The organism is Chryseobacterium gwangjuense (assembly GCF_021311115.1).
GTDB classification, from domain to species: Bacteria; Bacteroidota; Bacteroidia; order Flavobacteriales; family Weeksellaceae; genus Chryseobacterium; species Chryseobacterium gwangjuense.
Genome location: NZ_JAJTNP010000003.1, coordinates 341,046 through 360,574, shown reverse-complemented (window position 1 = coordinate 360,574; position 19,529 = coordinate 341,046). Strand labels below are relative to the sequence as shown.

The following is a 19,529-nucleotide window of genomic DNA, read 5'->3' as shown; positions in this document are numbered from 1 at the left end:
GAACAATTCACAAACATTCTCAACATTTGAGAATGTTTTTTATTTAAGCTAATGAAAAAATCACTAAATTCATTAGATGAAATTTTGGTATTCGATATTACTAATCACCCTCAGCATTTTTCTAAATGCCCAGAATTCATTTGAATTACAGGATACAAAAAAAACAGTGGTTCCTTTTAAATTAATTAATAATCTGATTTTTATTCCGGTGAATGTAAATGGTGCTGATTTAACCTTCCTTTTGGATACCGGAGTTGCAGAAACGTCAATTTTCAGTCTTGAAAACAAAGAATTAAAATTAGCCAGTCTCGAAAAAATAAAATTTTCAGGATTGGGAGGTAATGCAAGTATCGATGGCTTCCGGTCAGATAATAATATTGCCAGAATCGGGAAAGACTATGTAAATTATACTTCTACGCTTTTCATCATCACCGATCAGGATTTTAATATCTCCTCTCACGTCGGGATTCCTGTAAATGGAATTATGGGATATCACTTTTTTAAGAACCATCCTGTTCTAATCGATTATTCATCAAAGAAAATTACCATTTATAATGATGAAAGCTTATTTAAGAAAAAAATAAAAAAATACGATGCGCTTGACATTAGTATTGAAAAAAGCAAACCCTACATTGTTGCAGATGTAGAAATGACCAATGAAAGGAAAAATTCTAAATTATTAATAGATCTTGGGAATAGTGATGCTATTTGGTTATTTCCCACTTTAATTAAAAATTTCGTTTATAACCGACCTAATATTGATGATTTTTTGGGAAGAGGATTTAATGGAGACATTTATGGCAAAAGAAGTAGGATTCACAATTTCTACTTAGGCAATTTTAAATTTGAAAAACCACTTACTGCAATGCCTGACGAATATTCAATTCAATATGTAAGTTTGGTTGAAAACAGAAAAGGTTCTATTGGAGGTGACATTTTAAGACGTTTTACCGTAGCATTCGATTATGCTAATAAAAAACTTTATCTAAGAAAAAACGGAAATTTTAACGATCCGTTTCATTTTAATATGAGTGGGCTTGATTTCCGGCAAGATGGCTTGGAATGGTCAAAAGATCTGGTAAATCTTCCAGCAACCAATAAAGATGTTCCAGCCGGAGGAGTTCAGGTCATCAACAACACGGTGCAATATAACTTTGCCTTAAAGCCTATTTTTGCCATTGCAGGGGTAAGAAAAGATTCTCCTGCATACAAAGCAGGACTAAAAAAAGATGATAAACTGATCAGCATCAACGGAAAAAAAACCGTAGATATGACGATGGAAAAAATAATGGAAATGATGAAGTCTGAGGAAGGAAAAACGATTAACATGCAAATTAAAAGAAAAAATCAGGAAATGACCTTAAGTTTCAACTTAGAAGATCCAATCCCCTATCAAGAATAATATGAATACCGAAGAAACCACTTTAGACAAAATAAGAAGCAGACCAAGGTTTAAAATGTTTACCCATCTCAGTAAAGAAGAATATGCTCAGAGTCTCAAAAAATACCTCACAGATCACAAAAATGAATTTTCAGGAAACATTAATCAAGAAGTAGCTACCATTTGGGTAGAAACAAAATACGATAATTACTGGAAACCCAGACTATCTTTAAGAATAGAAATTGAAGACGAAGAAACTGCAATACGAGGTATTTTCGGACCCAGTTCTGCAGTTTGGACCTTCTTTATGTTTTTATATTTTTCTTTTTCGATTCTTTGGATGACTTTTTTCACCATGCATTATGTAGAAAACCAGATTAACAGTCATGAATTTCCGTGGGCTCTTAATGCTTCTTTTGTGATGTTACTTTGTCTCGGGCTTACTTATGCTGCGGCAAGATTTGGTCAACACAAAGGCAAAGAAGAAATGCAAAAGCTCAGAAGATTTGCAGAAGAATCTACTCTACAATTTGAAAAGAAAGATTAATTAAGGAGCTTCTGTCTTAGGATTTACCGGCATCTGCTCCAATACAGCTTTTGCAGCTTTAATAGAATCTACTACAACTTGTCTGTTATCTTGTTCTTTCAATATTTTCTCGACATTCGGCTCGATCATTTTTGTCATCTCTTCAACTGAAACATTATTGGCATTAGGATCATTCAATAGTTTTTTCCATGGCTTTCTTCCACCCCACTTATAATCTCCGTATACCAATACCGCTGTGCCCCTTGCTTTCGTTGTTGCACCACCAGGATTTAAAACCCAGGTATCCGCATAAGAATATAACCATTGTGCATCTTTTAATAATAATCTCAAGCATGAATGCGAAGCCGGATAACCCGGAAGATCATATTGATGCCACCCGATTCCGTCTGTATTAAAAATATTGAAATTATAAGGTAACTTCCATTCACTGTCAACTGTGGAAATTGCCAATTTCTTTTTCCAATTGGCAAACGTAAGCCCTCTCTTTGTCTGCGCCGCTTTTTTTCCCATACTTGTTGGTCCCCATTTCACCAAGCTTCCATTCGAATATACCCCATAAGCCTGAATAGGATACGAAAAAACCACAAACTTTTTTACCGGACTCAATACATCCAATTGCATAGGAAACGGCGAATATTCCATTAATGTAGTGTCTATTTTGGCAGGAACGACTAAAGTATCCGCATTCCATTTATTCTTCGAATCCAGCCTATTTAAAGCATAGATTGCATAACGTTCTTTTTCCGTGTATTTTTTATTAAAAATAGAAAATAAAGAGTCTTTTAGTTTTTTATCTTTTGGGAAAATAAAAGCATTATAGAAACCATCTTCCTGCATTGCAGGAGGCATAGATTCTTTTTGAACTACAGGTTCTTTTTTCACGGAATCCTGTTCCGCGACCGGAGTTTCTTCCGTTATAGAATCGGTAGTATTCTGAATAACATCACTTACTTTTTCAATTTCTTTTTTACATGAAACCAGAAGCAATGCAAAGAATAAGGTGTATAAAAATGTTTTTTTCAAGGTTGTGTGTTTTTTCATAAATAAAATTCGTCATTTAGTTGGGCTACTCAATACAAATATCAGACCTAATGAATTATAAAAATAAGAAAAATACTTATTGAATTGAAAGCCAAATTACAATCCCCAATAAAAATGATCAATAAAATTTTAAAAAGCATCTTTAAAAACAAAATTAAAATAATCAGAAGATGATTTCAACTGGTTTTTCGGTAATTATAAATTGCCAAAGAATTAAGTACAACGGCAAAAGCAATTAAATAAAACAATTCATTCTTCACTTCTGATAATCCGCTACCTTTTAATACAATAAGCCTTACAACGTTTATAAAATGCGTTACAGGAGTAAATGCAGACATCGTTCTCGCCCAATCCGGCATACTGTCTGTACTGGTGAAAAAACCGCTCATCAGCATAAAAATCATCATAAAGAAAAATGCAATGAACATCGCCTGTAATTGTGTATCCGCAAAAGTAGAGATCAAAAGTCCTAAACCCAACAACGCAACAAGGTAAACCGCAGCAAAAAGATAAAGGACAAACAAACTTCCCTGAGGAAAAATTCCGTACACCACATACATTACGGTCAATCCCAGTGTAAAAACAATCATCCCGACAATCCAGAAAGGAATCAATTTTCCTAAGATAAATTGCCATTTTTTGATAGGCGTCACATTGATCTGCTCAATGGTACCAATTTCCTTTTCCCTTACAATATTCAATGCTGTGATAAAACCTCCGATCAACGTGAGCAGCAATACCAAAATCCCCGGAACCATATAATATTTATATTCTGCTCTGGGATTGTACCAATTGGAACTTACCACCTGTATATTCGCTTTTGAACTGGTTGAGGCTGTAAATGTTTTCATCGTAACATCCAGATCATTATTAAAGTCTGCAATCACAGACATCAGATAAGCTCCACCTAACGATGATTTGGTTCCGTTAATTGCATCTACCGAAAGATTCACTTTCTGACTTCCTTCCCGAACAAGGTTCCGTTCAAAACCGGCAGGAATTTCCAGTACAAGATCAGCCTCACTTTCCTCAATCATTTTTAATCCTTTTTGATAAGAATCCGGAGTTCCGGCAATTTTAAAGTATCCCGATGAAGCAATTTTATGAATCAGCTTTTGAGAATAACTGCTGTGATCATGATCAACATAAGCTATATTGACATTTTTCACTTCAAAATTAGCCGCCAAAGGCATGATGATCAGCTGAATAATCGGCATCGCAAACATCATCGCCAGTATCGTTTTGTCTCTGAAAATCTGACGAAATTCTTTCTGTAAAATGAATCTTAATACTTTCACGACAGTCTGATTTTAAAATTCTTCAAAGCTAATGTCAATAAAACAATACACATTCCTACTAAAATCAACGTTTCTTTCCAGATATAGCTGAATCCTAGTCCTTTCAACATTACCGCTTTTACAATAGCATAATAGTACCTTGATGGCAATATGTGCGATATGATCTGAAACAGCATCGGCATATTTTCTATCGGGAACATAAATCCCGTCAACAATAATGTCGGCAACATCATTCCCATCATCGAGATCAACATTGCGGTTTGCTGCGAATTGGTAAGATTTGAAATCAACAGTCCTAATGCAAGACAAGTAATAATAAACAGAATACTTTCCGCAAAAAGTAAAATCAAACTTCCTTTTATTTCAACGTCTAATAAATACACAGAGAGTAAAAGGATGATGATAAAATTAATCAAAGAAAGAACCAGATAAGGGATTGCTTTGGCAATTAAAACCATGATAGGTTTAAAGGGTGATACCAATAAAATTTCCATCGTTCCCAGCTCTTTTTCTTTGACAACCGCTACTGATGTAAGTGCTGTACTTACAATCATAAAGATCAGAGCGATTACACCGGGAATAAAATTCAAGGACCCGTTTTGATCTTCATTATACAGTTGTCTCAATTCAGGAATGATCTGATAAGAAGGTTTGGTTGTTGGATTTAACTGTTGTTGATAATTATTGATAATCGTTGTAAGATAATTGGTAAGAATGGTCGCCGTATTCGGATCTGAAGCATCTGCAATAATCTGTATCTTCGCACCGTCTTTTCGGTAAAGATCTTTTCCGAAATTGGCAGAAAATATAACTGCACATTTTATGCTTCCGTCTTTAAATCTTTTTTCAATCTCGGGATAATTCAAAACAGGTTCTTTTACTTTAAAATAAGAACTTGACTGTATTTTAGCAATGATCTGCTCCGACTGTACATCATGGGCATTATCCAAAATGGCAACGCCAATGTTTTTCACCTCACTGCTCAAAGCAAAACCAAAAAGAACGATCTGCACCACCGGCAAACCGAAAAGGATCAGAAGCGTTCTGCGGTCTCTGAATACGTGATAAAATTCTTTCCGGATAAATACTAATAATTGTTTCATATCAATCTCCTGATCGTTTGGCATTCCTTGCAAGCTGATAGAAAACATCATCCATGGAATGTGTGTTGAACTGTTTTTTCAGATTAGCCGGAGTATCCAGTGCTTCTACCCTACCATCTACCATTACGGTGATCCGGTTACAATATTCTGCTTCATCCATATAATGCGTGGTGACGAAAACGGTAATTCCGTCCGCAGCTGCCTGATAAATCATATCCCAAAACTGGCGTCTCGTTATAGGATCTACTCCACCAGTAGGTTCATCCAGAAAAACAATCTTAGGGCGATGAAAAATAGCCACGGAAAAAGCAAGTTTCTGTTTCCAGCCGAGTGGTAAAGCTCCCACCAATTTTTTAGCTTCTTTTTCTAAACCGAGCGTGGTGATTAATTCGGCACTTCTTTTTTTTATGTCGGAACGTGAAACCCCATATACTCCGCCATAAAATTCAATATTCTCAAGAATAGTAAGATTATCATATAATGAAAACTTCTGGCTCATATATCCGATATTCCTTTTGATCTGTTCTTGTTGTTTATACACATCAAAACCTGCAACGGTAGCTGAACCTGATGTAGGAAAAGACAACCCGCAAAGAATACGCATCGCGGTTGTTTTTCCGGCACCATTAGCACCAAGAAATCCAAATATCTCTCCCTGATCAACATCAAACGTGATGCGGTCAACCGCTCTAAAGTCGCCAAACTGCTTCGTAAGTTCTTTACAAATGATTGCTTTATCCATCTACTCGGTTTTTACTTGCTGTTCCTGCATCAATCTTATAAAACTATCTTCTATGGTCGGGGTGATTTTTTTCACCTCAAAATCTTCCGGATTATATTTTTCTGCTAAATCTTTTACCGTCTGTTCATTGTCATTTTCCGCAATTAATGTCACATGAATATATTCTCCGAATGCATAGCAGCTTTCTATATTGTTGTCAGATCTTAAATCCTCTAATAATTTATAGATATTTTTAGCCTTCACTGCAAAAAGAGTTTTAGGAAAATTCCTGACAATATTTTCAGGTTCATCTACCGACATTATTTTTCCGTTTTGAATCAGAGCAATACGGTCGCATAATTTCGCTTCATCCATATAAGGTGTCGATACCACAATGCTAATATTTTGCTCTTTAAGTTTTGCCAGCATATCCCAGAATTCCTTCCTGGAAACCACATCTACTCCGGTTGTAGGTTCGTCAAGAAATAAAACTTCAGGTTTATGAATCAATGCACAGCACAATGCCAGTTTTTGTTTCATTCCTCCCGAAAGCTTTCCTGCTCTCCGGTTACTAAAAGGTTTTATCTGCTCATAAATATCTTTGATCAGATCATAATTTTCCTCGATCGTTGTTCCGAAAAGTGTTGCAAAGAAATTCAGGTTTTCAGACACCGTCAGATCCTGATAAAGAGAAAATTTTCCGGGCATATAACCCACTTTGTTTCGGATGACCCGATAGTCTTTTACTACGTCATGTCCTTCAACCGTTGCAGTTCCGCTGTCTGCTAGCAATAAAGTCGTGAGAATACGGAAAATTGATGTTTTACCAGCTCCATCCGGACCGATCAGTCCAAACAATTCTCCTTTTGACACTTCAAAAGAAACATCGTCAACGGCTTTTACCTCACCGTACGCTTTGCTTATATTTTTTACAACGACAGAACTCATCCCTTTTTATTTTGACCAGATTGCTTCCCCATACATTCCTATTTTAAGGTATCCGTCATTTTTCACTCTAATTTTAATCGCGTAAACAAGATTCGCTCTTTCATCTTTGGTCTGAATGGTTTTTGGAGAAAACTCGGATTTACTTGAAATCCATGTTATCGTTCCGGTATATTCCTTATACTTTTTTTCACCCTGATCGATTCTTACTTTGACCTTCTGATTCAATTTAATCTGAGGCAATTGAGCTCCTGTAATATAAGCTCTCAGATCAAGCGTATCAGTATTGGCAATTTTATATAATGGTTTTCCTACTACCTGCATTTCGCCCTGAAGAGCATAGTTGACAAGCACGGTTCCATTGATCGGATTAATGATCTGTCCTTTATTGATCTGCTCCTGAAACTGGGCAACCGTTTTCTCCAACGGAGCCGTTCCACTTAAGATACTGCGATTTTGCGTATCAGTATTCGAATTATTTACCGAAAGTTGCTGTCGGGTTGCCACGATCTGTTTTCTTAACTGATCGATTCCTGCATCAATATCATCAAGCTGCTTACGGGTTGCAGCATCTGCTTTTACCAAATTTGCAGTGCGTGTTCGCTCATGAAGCTGATGTTCCAATTGAGATTCCTGTACAGCCAGTTGTTTTTTCACCAATTCATCCTGAGCATCCGATGTGCTTGTTTTCTGATGCAACGCCTGGATATTGGCTTCAGCCTGCTCTTTTTGCAGCACTGCCGTTTTCACATCGATCTGTCCTACTTGATCTCCTTTTTTAAAATACGCTCCTTCCTGAACGGAGTAAGCAATCAGTTCTCCATTTTGCTGAGCAGAAACAATCACCTCATCGGCTTCAAAATTCCCGGAAGCATCAAAATCATCTTTTTTCTCACAGGAATTCAAGAATAAAACAGCAGTAAAAAATATAATAAGCTTTTTCATTGTCAATAATAATTAGTTTCCGGTTATAAATTTCTGATTGTATTTTGCCTGTAATAGTTGGATCTGATGAAGAATCAGAGTCTGTCTGGCAAGATTTTCGGCATTTGTCTTTTGAATATATTCATGAGTTGTAATCACTCCATTACTTAATTGGGCTTCAGCAGATTTTCTCACAGATTCACGCAAAGCGATCGCCTTTTCATCCTGTCGAATCAATTCATTATATTTTTTGATCTGCTCATCCTGCTGAGTGAGATCCAGTTTGGTATTCAGTAAAAATGTTTCTTTATCTGCATTTACAGCCTCCCTGTTCAATTTTAAAATTTCCTTCTGATTCGAAGAAGTATACAGACTTTCCAATGACCAGTTGAATCTTACTCCCGCAATAAACCAAGGTCCAAATTTATTTTCGATAATATTAAGCGTTGGTCTTCCGTAAGCTCCCTGAACAAAAGCACTTACTTTTGGTAAAAGATCAGATTTCAACTGACTTTCCTGAAGATCATAAATTGATTTCTGAAGCTCAAAACTTTTTATTTCAGGTCTTTTCATTTCGGTTTGAAAAACTTCGCTATCAGGAAGCTGTAGTTCTTCTGAAGACGAAACGTTTTTCCCGATAAAAACAGAAAGCATCTTAAGATAAGTATCCCGATTTGTTTTGTATTCAGTGCTCATCATATCGATATTGATGATTTCCGCTTTCAGTTCATCCAGATTGCTCCGATAAGCCACTCCGTATTTTAAAGCTGCTTCTGTTTTCTGTACCTGTGTTTGAAGATTAGCTTTATTGATTTCATTTTGCTTAAGTTGCGAATCCATGAGAAGAATAGAAAAGAAAATCATGTTGATTCTCTGTCTTATTGCATAAAGATTGGTTTCAAGATTCTGCGTTTGTAATTCTGCATTAGCTTTTATCAGATCTTTTTGATTGCGTATTTTTCCTCCGTCATAAAGCAGCTGATCGACTTCTCCTTGAATTTTATACTGGTCTTTACTTAATGATGGTAATGCCATATTAATCGGTAGTGAACCTAAAGCGTTAGAAAAATTGATTGTCTGTGACTGATAGGTAGCCTGACCTGAGAACGAAACCTGTGGAAAGTATCTTTTATTGGCATTCTCCACCGTAAAATCAGCTGTTTTATCAATAATATCCATCTTCTTTATCATCGGATAATTTTCTTTCGCAAGATGATAACATTCCTCCAATGATAAACTTCCGGATTGCGCTGTTATCAAATTAAAACACACCATCAAAAGTACACTCCAGATTCTTTTTTCTTTAATTTTAAAATAAATCATGTTATTCATCTTTTTGTTTTAATCATTTGATTAATTCACAGCCAAAAAAAATCATTTTCCTTTCATCATAGATTTAATCCATATCGGGATCAGTTTTTTCCGCTCAGCCATCAATGCATTAAATTCAGAATTATCAATTCCTCTTCCTCCCATCAGCAAAGGTTTTGCAATGAATGGAAAGATCACAAGCCCCATCATATTCATTAGAAAGTGTAAAGGGTTGGGCTCCGAAATTTCACCATTATCCACCGCCGTTTTATGTTGTTTAAAAAACACAGAATTAGCCAAAACCTGTTTAATCGGTAGTTTCTCCAGCAACACATTGGGGTTATTGCGAATTTCCGTTACGATAAACGTCGGAATTTCCGGCTCTTTAGTAATCAGATCGATATATCTTGACGCAATTTCTTCAACTTTTCGTTCTAAAGTTGTTTTCTCATCATTCAGAACGACAACCATATTTTTAATGAAACCTGATAAGGTTTCCATCATGATCATTTCGAATAATTTTGCTTTACTTCTGAAATAATAATTAAGCAGGGCTAGGTTAATATCTGCTTCCTCTGCAATATCTCTTGTACGCGTAGCCGCAAATCCCTTTTTATAAAAAACAGTACGAGCTGCTTCTTTGATTTTTTCTTCTGTACTTACATCTATTTTTTTTGACTCTTTCATTCCTATCCTAACCTTTTTCATTACAAATATAAAAAGTAATTTTCAAATTAAACAAAATTTTTAATCATTTGATTAAATTTTAATTTTGATATTTTTTTATTGTACTTTCTAAAAAAAATACATCGTTTATTCACTCAATAAAATTGTTGGAATCTTAAAATTTATCTAAATAAAGAATAGAAGAAATGTTTGTCTTTAACTCAAATGGTTAAAAAACAAAAAAGCTATAAACAATGTTTATAGCTTTTACATTCTTGCGATCCGGACGGGACTCGAACCCGCGACCTCCGCCGTGACAGGGCGGCATTCTAACCAGCTGAACTACCGGATCAATTTTTTTAAAAGAAATTGAAAAAACTTCTGCGATCCGGACGGGACTCGAACCCGCGACCTCCGCCGTGACAGGGCGGCATTCTAACCAGCTGAACTACCGGATCAATTTTTTTAAAAGAAATTGAGAAAACTTCTGCGATCCGGACGGGACTCGAACCCGCGACCTCCGCCGTGACAGGGCGGCATTCTAACCAGCTGAACTACCGGATCAATTTTTTAAAGAAATTGAAATAAAACTTTTGCGATCCGGACGGGACTCGAACCCGCGACCTCCGCCGTGACAGGGCGGCATTCTAACCAGCTGAACTACCGGATCATGTTTTCTAAAGAACTTCGTTTCTTTTTTGTGATTGCAAAACTACGACTTTTTTCCTTACCTGCAAATTATTTTTCAAAAAAAGCCTCCCAAAAATGGAAGGCATTCATTATCAAAGTTATTTTTTTATAAGTGTGCGCTTAATTTTTCAGCGATTACTTCTTTTGGCGTTACTCCAACCAATTTGTCAACTACTTCACCATTTTTAAAAATTAAAACAGTAGGGATATTTCTGATCCCGTATTGCATAGAAATTTCCTGGTTGTTGTCTACATCTACTTTTCCTACTACTGCTTTACCTTCAAAATCTGTTGCAACTTCTTCGATGATTGGTCCCAACGTTCTGCATGGTCCACACCATACTGCCCAAAAGTCTACTAATACCGGCTTATCTGAGTTTAAAACCGTGTCCTGAAATGAGCTATCTGTAATTTCTAAAGCCATTTTGTTTCTTTTATTTTAATTAATATTATTCTTTTTTAATTTTCTTCAATTGAATAGTCAAAATTACACTTTTTGAGTAATAGACCTATCTATGCTCAATATTTGTATTTTCTATAACGAAATCTTTTGAAATTTCCTTCAACGCTGTTACCAAAGCATCAATTTCTTCTTTAGTCGTCAGATGGCTGAAAGAGATACGAAGCGGTGTACAATGATCCATTTCATCTTCAGACAATACCATCATCATCACCATTGAAGGTTTTGAAGCTCCTGAAGAACATGCGCTTCCCTGAGAAACAGCAATTCCTTTCATATCTAACTGAAGTCCGATTAAAGGGTTTTTATAAGGTAATAAAGCACTTAAAACGGTATAAAGACTGTTTTCCTTCTCTGCACTTCTTCCGTTGAATTTAATACCCGGAATTTCGGCTGTTAATCTTTCTTCAGCATAACTTTTAACATCCTGCATGTGGTTGGTGTAAGCCTCCATATTTTCAAGAGATAGCTCTAATGCTTTTCCTAAACCTACAATTCCCGCAACATTTTCAGTTCCTGCTCTCAAGCTTCTTTCCTGAGGACCTCCTGTAATGATTCCTTTCAAACCGCTTGACTTTCTTACAAAAGCAAAACCAACTCCTTTCGGACCATGGAATTTGTGAGCACTGCAAGATGCAAAATCAACCTGAATATCAGAGAAATCCAAATTCATATGAGCCATTGTCTGTACCGTATCTGAATGGAAAAGAGCATTGTGAGCTTTGCACATTTCTGCTACTTTTTTAATGTCCATCAGGTTTCCAATCTCATTATTGGCATGCATCAAGGTTACCAGCGTCTTTTTATCTGAAGCTTTTAAAAGTTCTTCTAATTTATTAAGATCAATATCTCCTTTTTCGTTCGGACGGATATAGTTTACTTCAACTCCTTTTCTGTTTTTCATATCCAGAACACTCTCAGAAACACATTTGTGCTCCAAAGGAGAACTGATGATTCTTTCTACACCAAGATGTTCAACACTAGATTTAATAATCATGTTGTTAGACTCTGTTCCGCAAGAAGTAAAAATAATTTCCGCAGGAGTTACATGAAGATAATCAGCAACTTGTCTTCTTACGTTTTCGATAAGAATTTTCGCTTCCTGTCCAAAACTGTGTGTAGAAGAAGGGTTTCCAAAATTCATTTTCATGGTAGCTACCATTGCATCGATCACTTCTTCTGAAAGAGGCGTAGTTGCAGCGTTATCAAGATATACTTTGTTCATTTTTATTTAGAAGATTTTATTTCTATAGAATTAAATTTATAATGGGAAGGAACTGTAAAAATCACGTAAGGATTAGAGATCATCTGTATTTCCATCCCGCCATGTTCTACATAAGGAATTTCTATCTGTAAAACATTTTCTTTTACTGTGATATTTTTAATTTCAGTAATTCTGTGATCTCCGGATCTGAAAGTTCCCAGATTATACAAAACTACTTTTTTATCTTTTGGAAACGTTGGAGTTTGTGCCGCAGAATCTTGACCAGCTTCTACTAAACCCGTTGAATTCCCTTTTAATGCTTTTTGAAATTCCTGTTCATCTTTAATAATGCTGAAACCTGAAGCCCCTGTTCCGCCTTGTGATTCGGAAGCAAGAATTTCTGTTTTTGTTTGCATATTTGATGACTTTTGGGATGATGTACTGGTACAACCGATAATTGCAACCAGTCCCAAAATAAGCAGCCTTTTCATTTTTACATTTTTACCTCCCAAAATTAGTGAAAAAATTGGTAATGTCCTTCATTTGCCCATTTCAGCATTGGCTTATCACCTGAGGTATCTCCGAAAGCTATTATTTTATCATATTTTTTATTATTTATTTCTTCTTTTATCCTTTCCAGTTTCTCTTTTCCGTTGCAGTTTTTACCAATGAAATTTCCTGTAAAAACTCCATTTTTAAACTCTGCACGCGTAGAAACCAGCTGCATTTGAAATGCATTTGCAAAAGGTTTTGTCCAAATATCTAGTGAAGCAGTCACCAATAGACTTTGCGTATTGCTTCTATCAATATTATGAATAAAATCCAATGCATTTTCTCTTACAATCTTGGGATAATTATGTTCGAAAAACTGTTGAGATTTTTTCTCGATTTTTTCCTGTGATTGCCCTTTTAAGATGGATCCTATAAAGCTTTTCTTCACTTTTTCGGTCTGAGCAAGTTTTAATTTTAACAGAATAAAAAGAGGAACGTGTCTTAAAAACTGTATGTGGTATTTTGTAGGATTGTAGAATTTAAGATACATAAACATAGTATCTTTATACGTAAGTGTTCCGTCAAAATCAAAACAGTACAATTTTTTCATATTTAACTAAAGCTTTAATTTTTTAAATATAAATTCAGGAATATTCCTGATGATCATCATAATAACGCCCCAAACCGGTAAAACGTATGCCGTATTTTTTTGTTTTTTAAATGCTTTATAAATACAGTCAGCCGCTTGCTTCGGACTAGCCGTCAGCTTCGGATTCAAAGGCAGTCCTTCTGTCATTTTAGTAGCCATAAAACCAGGCTTTATGGTCATGACATGTACTTTTTTATCAAACAGATAATTCCTCAGTCCACTCAGATAAGCTGTAAAAGCCGCTTTTGCACTTCCGTAAATAAAATTGCTCTGTCTTCCGCGATCTCCGGCTACAGACGAAAGACCTATAATCGTTCCTGATCTTCTGTTTTCAAATTTGTGAGCAAAATAATTAATCACAGGTATTAGCTTTGAGTAATTGATTTCAATTATCTGTTGTGTATTTTTATTATCATACAATCCTTCTTCTGTTCCTTCACCTAAATATCCTACCGCACAAAATAACAGCGTTGAATTGATATTCTCAAATGCATTATAATCTATTTCTTTCGTCAGATCCAATTCTATGACTTCAGACTGTTGCAGAAATTTAACATCTAAATGTCTGGCAAACCTCTCCGTTGTCTCTCTGTTTGAAGTAAAAAGATAGATTTTTTCAAACTTTTCACCTTCCTGCAATGCTTTTTCTACAAATGCCTGTGCAACTTCAGACGTACTTCCTAAAACGATCATGAGCCTTGATTATTATTGATGATTCTTTTATGCTGCAAAGACACAAATTTTGAGTTCTGAATATTTTTGAGATAGTTGGTGAGTGATGATTTACTCATACTGTCTTTGGTAAGGTAAATTCTTCCTCCATATTCCTGAACAATATTATCTAATTGCCCAATCAACGCTTTCAATTTTGAATTCACTCTGAAATCCAGCGCCAACGTATATCCTTCCATCGGAAAAGAGTTATAAGCTTCCGGGTTATTTTTTCCAAAAAGTTTCAAAACAGCCAGAAAAGAACCATTTCCGCTTCCTGCAATGATTTCCAGAATTTTTTTCATCCCTTCTTTCCCTTTTTCTTTAGGAATCACCATCTGATACTGGACAAAACCTGATTTACCATAGATTTTGTTCCAGTCATTCACCACATCCAAAGGATAGAAGAAAGTTTCGTAATCAACAATACTTTTAACTTCTTTTTTCGATTGTTTTTTAAAATACAGCAGATTAAAAATCTTTACGGTCAATTTATTTAAAATAAAGCCCGGAAAATAAAAAGGAACCGTTGGTTCAAATTTTTTCTTTAATCGCAAAGGTTTTTCTTTTAAATTTTGAGGAAGTTCATGCTGAAATGCATGTTCCCCTCTCATTAAGATACTTTTACCTATATTTTTCCCTGTCTGAAGGCAATCTATCCATGCTACATTATACGTCCAGTTTTCACTTTCTTCAAATAATTTGAAGATTTCATCCAAATTTTCCGCTTTAATGCTTTCCTGACGAATATAAGCCGATTCGATATTTTTAAGTTTAAATTTTGCAGAAAGAATAATTCCCGTAAGTCCCATTCCTCCTATCGTAGCCCAAAATTTTTCTGAATTCTCTTCTCTTGAGCACATAATGATTTCCCCATTTTCGATCATTAATTTGAACTCAATCACATATTCTGAGAAACAACCTTCTGCATGATGGTTTTTTCCATGAACATCAGAGGCAATTGCCCCTCCTACAGAAACGAACTTCGTTCCGGGAGTTACATACAAAAAATATCCCTGTGGAACCGAAATTTCCAATACTTCGGAAAGTAAAACTCCGGATTCACATTCAATGATTCCATTTAAACGATCAAAACTGATAAATTTATTGAGTTTTTTGGTTGAGAAAATGTTTTCTCCTAAGGATGCATCTCCATAACATCTTCCGTTTCCTCTCGCGATTACTTCATTATGGGTAAGTATAAAATCCTTGATTTTCTTAAAACTATCTTCAGATTTCATCTCTTTTTCCACTATGGGAAAATTCCCCCAGTTTGTAACTTTTTGTACGAAATTCGGTTTCATCTGTAATTGTTTATTTTTTTAAGGTCAGATGCAATTGCCATTTTTATCACAGTCTGTGATTGTAATGATAGCCATCTCATTTTTTAAAATAAATTAAAATTAAAAATGCTGCCACCCACAATATCAAAGTTATCTGTATATATCTGTCTCTGTAAACAATTTTCGTAGGCGATTCTGTTCTGTTGTATACCAAAGTCTGCTGTAAATATCTTAAGAAAGCAAATACTACGAATATTACCGTGTAAAACACTGCAGAATGTAATCTTACCTGAATTTCCGGGGATAATGTAAACATGAGATAGCAAACAATAGCCAACGCCACAGAAATTGACAGTGCAATATCTGCAAACTGAACATTGTAGCCATCCAAAGCTCTTCTGGTTTTCCCGGAAACCTGTGCATTAATAAGTTCACCTCTTCTTTTACCGATTGCCAATACCAATGCTAAAACAAACGTCAGCAATATGGCCCATTGAGAAATACTGATTCCGGTGATATATCCTCCTGCCAAAACCCTCAGGACAAAACCAATGGCGATAATACAAATATCTACAATAGGAACATGTTTCAGTTTAAAGGTATAGGCCAGATTCATTACGAAGTAAACAGCAATAATTATCGCAAACTTCCATAGAAACTGATGAAAATAAAATTGAGCTGCAAAAACCAGTACTATACTCGTAATAAGCAAACCCGCCAAAATCCCTAATGCTTTTGTCTTAGAAATTGCACCGCTTGCTAATGGGCGTCTTCTCTTTTCAGGATGCTTTTTATCAGCTTCAATATCATTATAATCGTTTAAAATGTACACTGAACTGGCAACCAAAGAAAAAATGATAAACGCAAAAATACTTTTAGTAAGTAAATCTAGATTTGTGATATTACCCGAAAAAAAGAGGGGAACAAATACAAACAGGTTTTTCACCCATTGCTCTACTCGAAGTAGCTTCAAATATTTCTTCATTTATGCTGTTTCAGTTACAAAAATAAAAATTTCAGAATTGATTGGTATAAAAATACAAAAAAACCGCAGAAGCGGTTTCTTTAAAACAATATTTATGTCTTAATTTTTTAACTATTGCCCTTGTTGAGCATCGTTAATCATTTTTTCATTTGCAGTGATTGCAAATTCCACTCTACGGTTTTTAGCTCTACCCTCTTCGGTATCGTTAGATGCAACCGGCTTACTTTCTCCTTCACCTAAAGCAAATAGTCTGCTGGAAGCTATACCTTTACCAGATAAATATGATTTTACAGCGTTAGCTCTTCTTTCAGAAAGCTTCATGTTATAGTCATCAGCACCTTTACTGTCTGTGTGACCATAAATATTAATATTTGTATCAGGATTGTTAATCAAAACCTGAGCTAGTTTATCCAAATTCGTAATGGATGCTGCTTTTAAGTTTGAAGAGTCAAAATCAAAGTTTACAATACTTTCGTTCAAAGTAATTTTGATACCATCTCCTACTCTTTCTACTTGAGCTCCAGGCAAAGTTTCTTTAATTTCTCTAGCCTGTTTGTCCATTTTACTACCGATTACGTTACCGGCAACACCTCCGATTACTCCTCCTAAGACAGCTCCTAATGCAGCGTTTTTACCTTTTCCTACATTGTTTCCTAAAATACCTCCAATAATTGCTCCAGATGCAGCACCTACTGCTGTACCTCTTTGCTGGTGGTTAGAATTCTGTACAGCTTCGCAACTTGTCAATAATAAAGCTGATGATAAGAAAAGGGCTCCGATATATGTTTTTGTAAATTTCATTTTTTTTATATTTAAGTTAAACTATTACTTCATTCCCGTTCTCTGAAAGTTGTATACAACTCTTACATTTTCTCCGTCAAAAGGAATGTTTTGCTCTAATGAGAATTGATCTGTGGTTTGGTTAATTAACGTTAAAGTATATCCTGCTGTATTTTGCTTTGCTTTTGTTCCCTCAGCGATTTTCTTAAACTCAAAAGTATTGCCGCTTTTCACATCAATTTTAATAGGCTGTGTAATTGCCGGGCAAGATCCGCCTCCATTTAAAGTATAAGCACCTGTCCAATTGTTTGGAATTAATCTCCAATGACTTCCTACGAAGCATTGTGCGTCTGCTCCTTCATCGAAAGGCTTAATTTTGAACTGCTTATCATAATCAATGCTTACGATTTGCCAGTCACCTTTCATTTTAAGGAATTCTGATCTTTGGTTTTGTGATGTTTTAGCGTTGTTTACTGAGGAACAAGACACTGCAAAAAGTGATGTTCCCAACATCCCTGCAAGTAGTAACTTTTTCATTTTGTTGTTTATTATTTTATTACAATAAAGTTACAAAAAACCATGCCAAAATGATAAATAAAAATAAAAAAAGTCCGAAAATTTCGGACTTTATATCTACAAATGTTAAAAACACTAAGATAAATTATTTTTTAACAGTCTTTTTTACAGATTTCGTAGCCTTTTTTGTACTACCAGATTTTCCGTTGTAAAAATTAGTATAAGCGTATTCTGCTGCTCTTTTAACGTCAATTACACCTCCTGCCTGAGAGAAGTTTCCAAATTCATTTGTTGTACTTGAATTGCTTGACTTCACTAAAGATTCAATGATCTGAGCCGGAGTAAGGTTTGGCATATAAGCTAATAATACTGCTGCTGCGCCTGCAACAACCGGAGAAGCCATTGAAGTTCCCTGTAAATATTTATACTCGTTATGAGGTATTGTAGAATAAATCTCGTCACCCGGAGCAAAAACATTTACCATTTTTTTGTTATAGTTAGAGAAACCAGCTCTTAAATCATCATTTTTATTGGTACTTGCTCCTACTACCACAACATTGTTTACAAATGGTTTTTCATCTGTAACATTTTTAAAGTTAGTAGGGTACGCTAAATGTTCTGCAACATCTTCATTTTCGTTACCTGCTGCTTTTACTAAAAGGACTCCTTTATCCTGAGCATATTTAAAAGCGTCCCAAACTACGCTTTTACCCGGAGAAACTGGTTTACCAAAGCTCATGTTCAAAACTTTTGCTCCGTTATCTACAGCGTATCTGATTGCGTTTGCAACATCTTTATCCCTTTCATCTCCGTTTGGAACGGTTCTTACCGACATAATTTTTGCCACTTTAGAAGCCACTCCGTACTGAATTTCTTTTCCTTGAGGAAGGCCTGCGATAATTCCAGCAACGTGAGTTCCGTGCATTGCATCCGGACCTTCATAATGATTGTTTCCGTAGTTTTTTTCAGAATAATCATCATAGTTATCACCTACAATCTCTTTTCTCGGATCGTAAGACAGATCATATTGTTTTGCCTGAGGACCGAAATAATCAAGAGCTTCTTTCATTTGGTCTTTCATGATTTTCTCAAATTCCGCAGGAGTTTTTCCTTGAAATTCAGGACTTCCCGCAACTTGTTTCAACACCTGAAGAACCATTGTTTCTTTTTGATCAGCTGCTTTAATGGCTGCAACATTTTCCGGAGTAACATTCTTTCCACCAAGCATTTTTACCATAGTAGGAATTGCATCGTTAATCATAGAATACGTCTGGAATCCTTGTTTTGCTTCAACACTTTTCTTAGAAAAAAGGTCTTTAGCTTTCATATACATTGCAAAATCTTCCGGCATTTTTGCTTGATTTACTTTGTTTTTTGCAGAATCGTCGCCTTCGAAAACTGATTTATATTTCGCAACTACTCTCGTTACTTCCATGTTGTCGATATCAATATCACCGTTTTTTCCACCGATAAAATTCCATCCGTGAATATCATCTACATATCCGTTTCCGTCGTCATCTTTTCCGTTATTCGGAACTTCATTTGGGTTTGACCAGATATTCTTTACCAATCCCGGGTGATCTACCTGTACACCACTATCTAAAACACCTACTAATACCGTTTTAGGCTTAAGTCCTTTAGATTCTAAAAATTTGTATGCGTTTTCTGTATTTACACCATATACTTTTGCAGAAGAAAAGTCTTTATGATACCAAGTCATTAAATCTTTATCTTCTTTTGGATCTACATTACCTTTAGCTTCCTGAGCATAAGTAAAACTAAAACCTGCTAAAAAAACAGCAGCTAATAATATCTTTTTCAT

The 19,529-nt window shown here is 35.4% G+C and carries 20 protein-coding genes and 4 tRNA genes; 2 read left to right on the top strand and 22 right to left on the bottom strand.

Going from position 1 to position 19,529, the window contains the following annotated elements:
* Positions 1-76 precede the first annotated feature (76 nt).
* Both LV842_RS08260 and LV842_RS08255 read left to right on the top strand, forming a co-directional pair.
* Complete coding sequence (locus LV842_RS08260) at positions 77-1,402, top strand: PDZ domain-containing protein (protein ID WP_233110968.1); 1,326 nt, start codon at positions 77-79, stop codon at positions 1,400-1,402.
* Position 1,403: 1 nt separating this feature from the next.
* Complete coding sequence (locus LV842_RS08255; RefSeq protein ID WP_233110967.1) at positions 1,404-1,928, top strand: hypothetical protein; 525 nt, start codon at positions 1,404-1,406, stop codon at positions 1,926-1,928.
* Here LV842_RS08255 and LV842_RS08250 read toward each other — a convergent pair whose 3' ends face one another.
* The 22 genes from LV842_RS08250 to LV842_RS08145 all read right to left on the bottom strand — a co-directional run bounded on the left by LV842_RS08250 (position 1,929) and on the right by LV842_RS08145 (position 19,529).
* Positions 1,929-2,969, bottom strand: coding sequence for a L,D-transpeptidase (locus tag LV842_RS08250; protein WP_233110966.1), 1,041 nt, complete (start codon positions 2,967-2,969; stop codon positions 1,929-1,931).
* A gap of 176 nt (positions 2,970-3,145) precedes the next feature.
* The gene (locus tag LV842_RS08245) at positions 3,146-4,267 is read right to left on the bottom strand and encodes an ABC transporter permease (RefSeq protein ID WP_233110965.1); all 1,122 of its coding nucleotides are present in this window, start codon (positions 4,265-4,267) and stop codon (positions 3,146-3,148) included.
* The gene (locus tag LV842_RS08240; RefSeq protein ID WP_233111062.1) at positions 4,264-5,370 is read right to left on the bottom strand and encodes an ABC transporter permease; all 1,107 of its coding nucleotides are present in this window, start codon (positions 5,368-5,370) and stop codon (positions 4,264-4,266) included. The genes LV842_RS08245 and LV842_RS08240 overlap by 4 nt, the downstream gene beginning before the upstream one ends.
* A gap of 1 nt (position 5,371) precedes the next feature.
* Positions 5,372-6,112: an ABC transporter ATP-binding protein gene (locus LV842_RS08235; RefSeq protein WP_233110964.1), complete on the bottom strand. Its 741-nt coding sequence runs from the start codon at positions 6,110-6,112 to the stop codon at positions 5,372-5,374.
* On the bottom strand, positions 6,113-7,039 hold the full coding sequence (locus LV842_RS08230; RefSeq protein ID WP_233110963.1) for an ABC transporter ATP-binding protein: 927 nt from the start codon (positions 7,037-7,039) through the stop codon (positions 6,113-6,115).
* Positions 7,040-7,045: 6 nt separating this feature from the next.
* Complete coding sequence (locus LV842_RS08225) at positions 7,046-7,981, bottom strand: HlyD family secretion protein (RefSeq protein WP_233110962.1); 936 nt, start codon at positions 7,979-7,981, stop codon at positions 7,046-7,048.
* Positions 7,982-7,993: 12 nt separating this feature from the next.
* The gene (locus LV842_RS08220) at positions 7,994-9,292 is read right to left on the bottom strand and encodes a TolC family protein (RefSeq protein WP_233110961.1); all 1,299 of its coding nucleotides are present in this window, start codon (positions 9,290-9,292) and stop codon (positions 7,994-7,996) included.
* 42 nt (positions 9,293-9,334) lie between these two features.
* Positions 9,335-9,958 (bottom strand): TetR/AcrR family transcriptional regulator, encoded by a 624-nt coding sequence (locus tag LV842_RS08215; RefSeq protein ID WP_233110960.1) that lies wholly within the window; start codon positions 9,956-9,958, stop codon positions 9,335-9,337.
* Positions 9,959-10,215: 257 nt separating this feature from the next.
* Positions 10,216-10,289, bottom strand: a tRNA-Asp gene (locus LV842_RS08210).
* 32 nt (positions 10,290-10,321) lie between these two features.
* Positions 10,322-10,395 (bottom strand) — tRNA-Asp (locus tag LV842_RS08205).
* A 32-nt stretch (positions 10,396-10,427) separates the two neighbouring features.
* Positions 10,428-10,501, bottom strand: a tRNA-Asp gene (locus tag LV842_RS08200).
* Between the two features lie 32 nt (positions 10,502-10,533).
* Positions 10,534-10,607: transfer RNA gene (locus tag LV842_RS08195), tRNA-Asp, on the bottom strand.
* Between the two features lie 126 nt (positions 10,608-10,733).
* Entirely contained in the window at positions 10,734-11,051 is a 318-nt protein-coding gene (trxA, locus tag LV842_RS08190) for a thioredoxin (RefSeq protein WP_233110959.1), read from the bottom strand.
* An 85-nt stretch (positions 11,052-11,136) separates the two neighbouring features.
* Positions 11,137-12,312 (bottom strand): cysteine desulfurase family protein, encoded by a 1,176-nt coding sequence (locus LV842_RS08185; RefSeq protein WP_233110958.1) that lies wholly within the window; start codon positions 12,310-12,312, stop codon positions 11,137-11,139.
* A 2-nt stretch (positions 12,313-12,314) separates the two neighbouring features.
* Positions 12,315-12,782, bottom strand: coding sequence for a hypothetical protein (locus LV842_RS08180; protein WP_233110957.1), 468 nt, complete (start codon positions 12,780-12,782; stop codon positions 12,315-12,317).
* A gap of 23 nt (positions 12,783-12,805) precedes the next feature.
* Positions 12,806-13,393, bottom strand: coding sequence for an HAD family hydrolase (locus tag LV842_RS08175; RefSeq protein ID WP_233110956.1), 588 nt, complete (start codon positions 13,391-13,393; stop codon positions 12,806-12,808).
* Positions 13,394-13,399: 6 nt separating this feature from the next.
* Entirely contained in the window at positions 13,400-14,125 is a 726-nt protein-coding gene (locus LV842_RS08170) for an SDR family NAD(P)-dependent oxidoreductase (RefSeq protein WP_233110955.1), read from the bottom strand.
* A complete protein-coding gene (locus tag LV842_RS08165; protein ID WP_233110954.1) occupies positions 14,122-15,447 on the bottom strand; it encodes an FAD-binding oxidoreductase in 1,326 nt (441 codons plus the stop codon). The genes LV842_RS08170 and LV842_RS08165 overlap by 4 nt, the downstream gene beginning before the upstream one ends.
* A 76-nt stretch (positions 15,448-15,523) precedes the next feature.
* Complete coding sequence (locus tag LV842_RS08160; protein WP_233110953.1) at positions 15,524-16,411, bottom strand: decaprenyl-phosphate phosphoribosyltransferase; 888 nt, start codon at positions 16,409-16,411, stop codon at positions 15,524-15,526.
* A gap of 111 nt (positions 16,412-16,522) precedes the next feature.
* Positions 16,523-17,212 carry an OmpA family protein gene (locus LV842_RS08155; RefSeq protein ID WP_233110952.1) on the bottom strand — a complete coding sequence of 230 codons (690 nt, stop codon included), beginning with the start codon at positions 17,210-17,212 and terminating at the stop codon, positions 16,523-16,525.
* Positions 17,213-17,236: 24 nt separating this feature from the next.
* Positions 17,237-17,728 (bottom strand): hypothetical protein, encoded by a 492-nt coding sequence (locus LV842_RS08150; RefSeq protein ID WP_233110951.1) that lies wholly within the window; start codon positions 17,726-17,728, stop codon positions 17,237-17,239.
* Between the two features lie 124 nt (positions 17,729-17,852).
* Positions 17,853-19,529: a S8 family serine peptidase gene (locus LV842_RS08145; RefSeq protein WP_233110950.1), complete on the bottom strand. Its 1,677-nt coding sequence runs from the start codon at positions 19,527-19,529 to the stop codon at positions 17,853-17,855.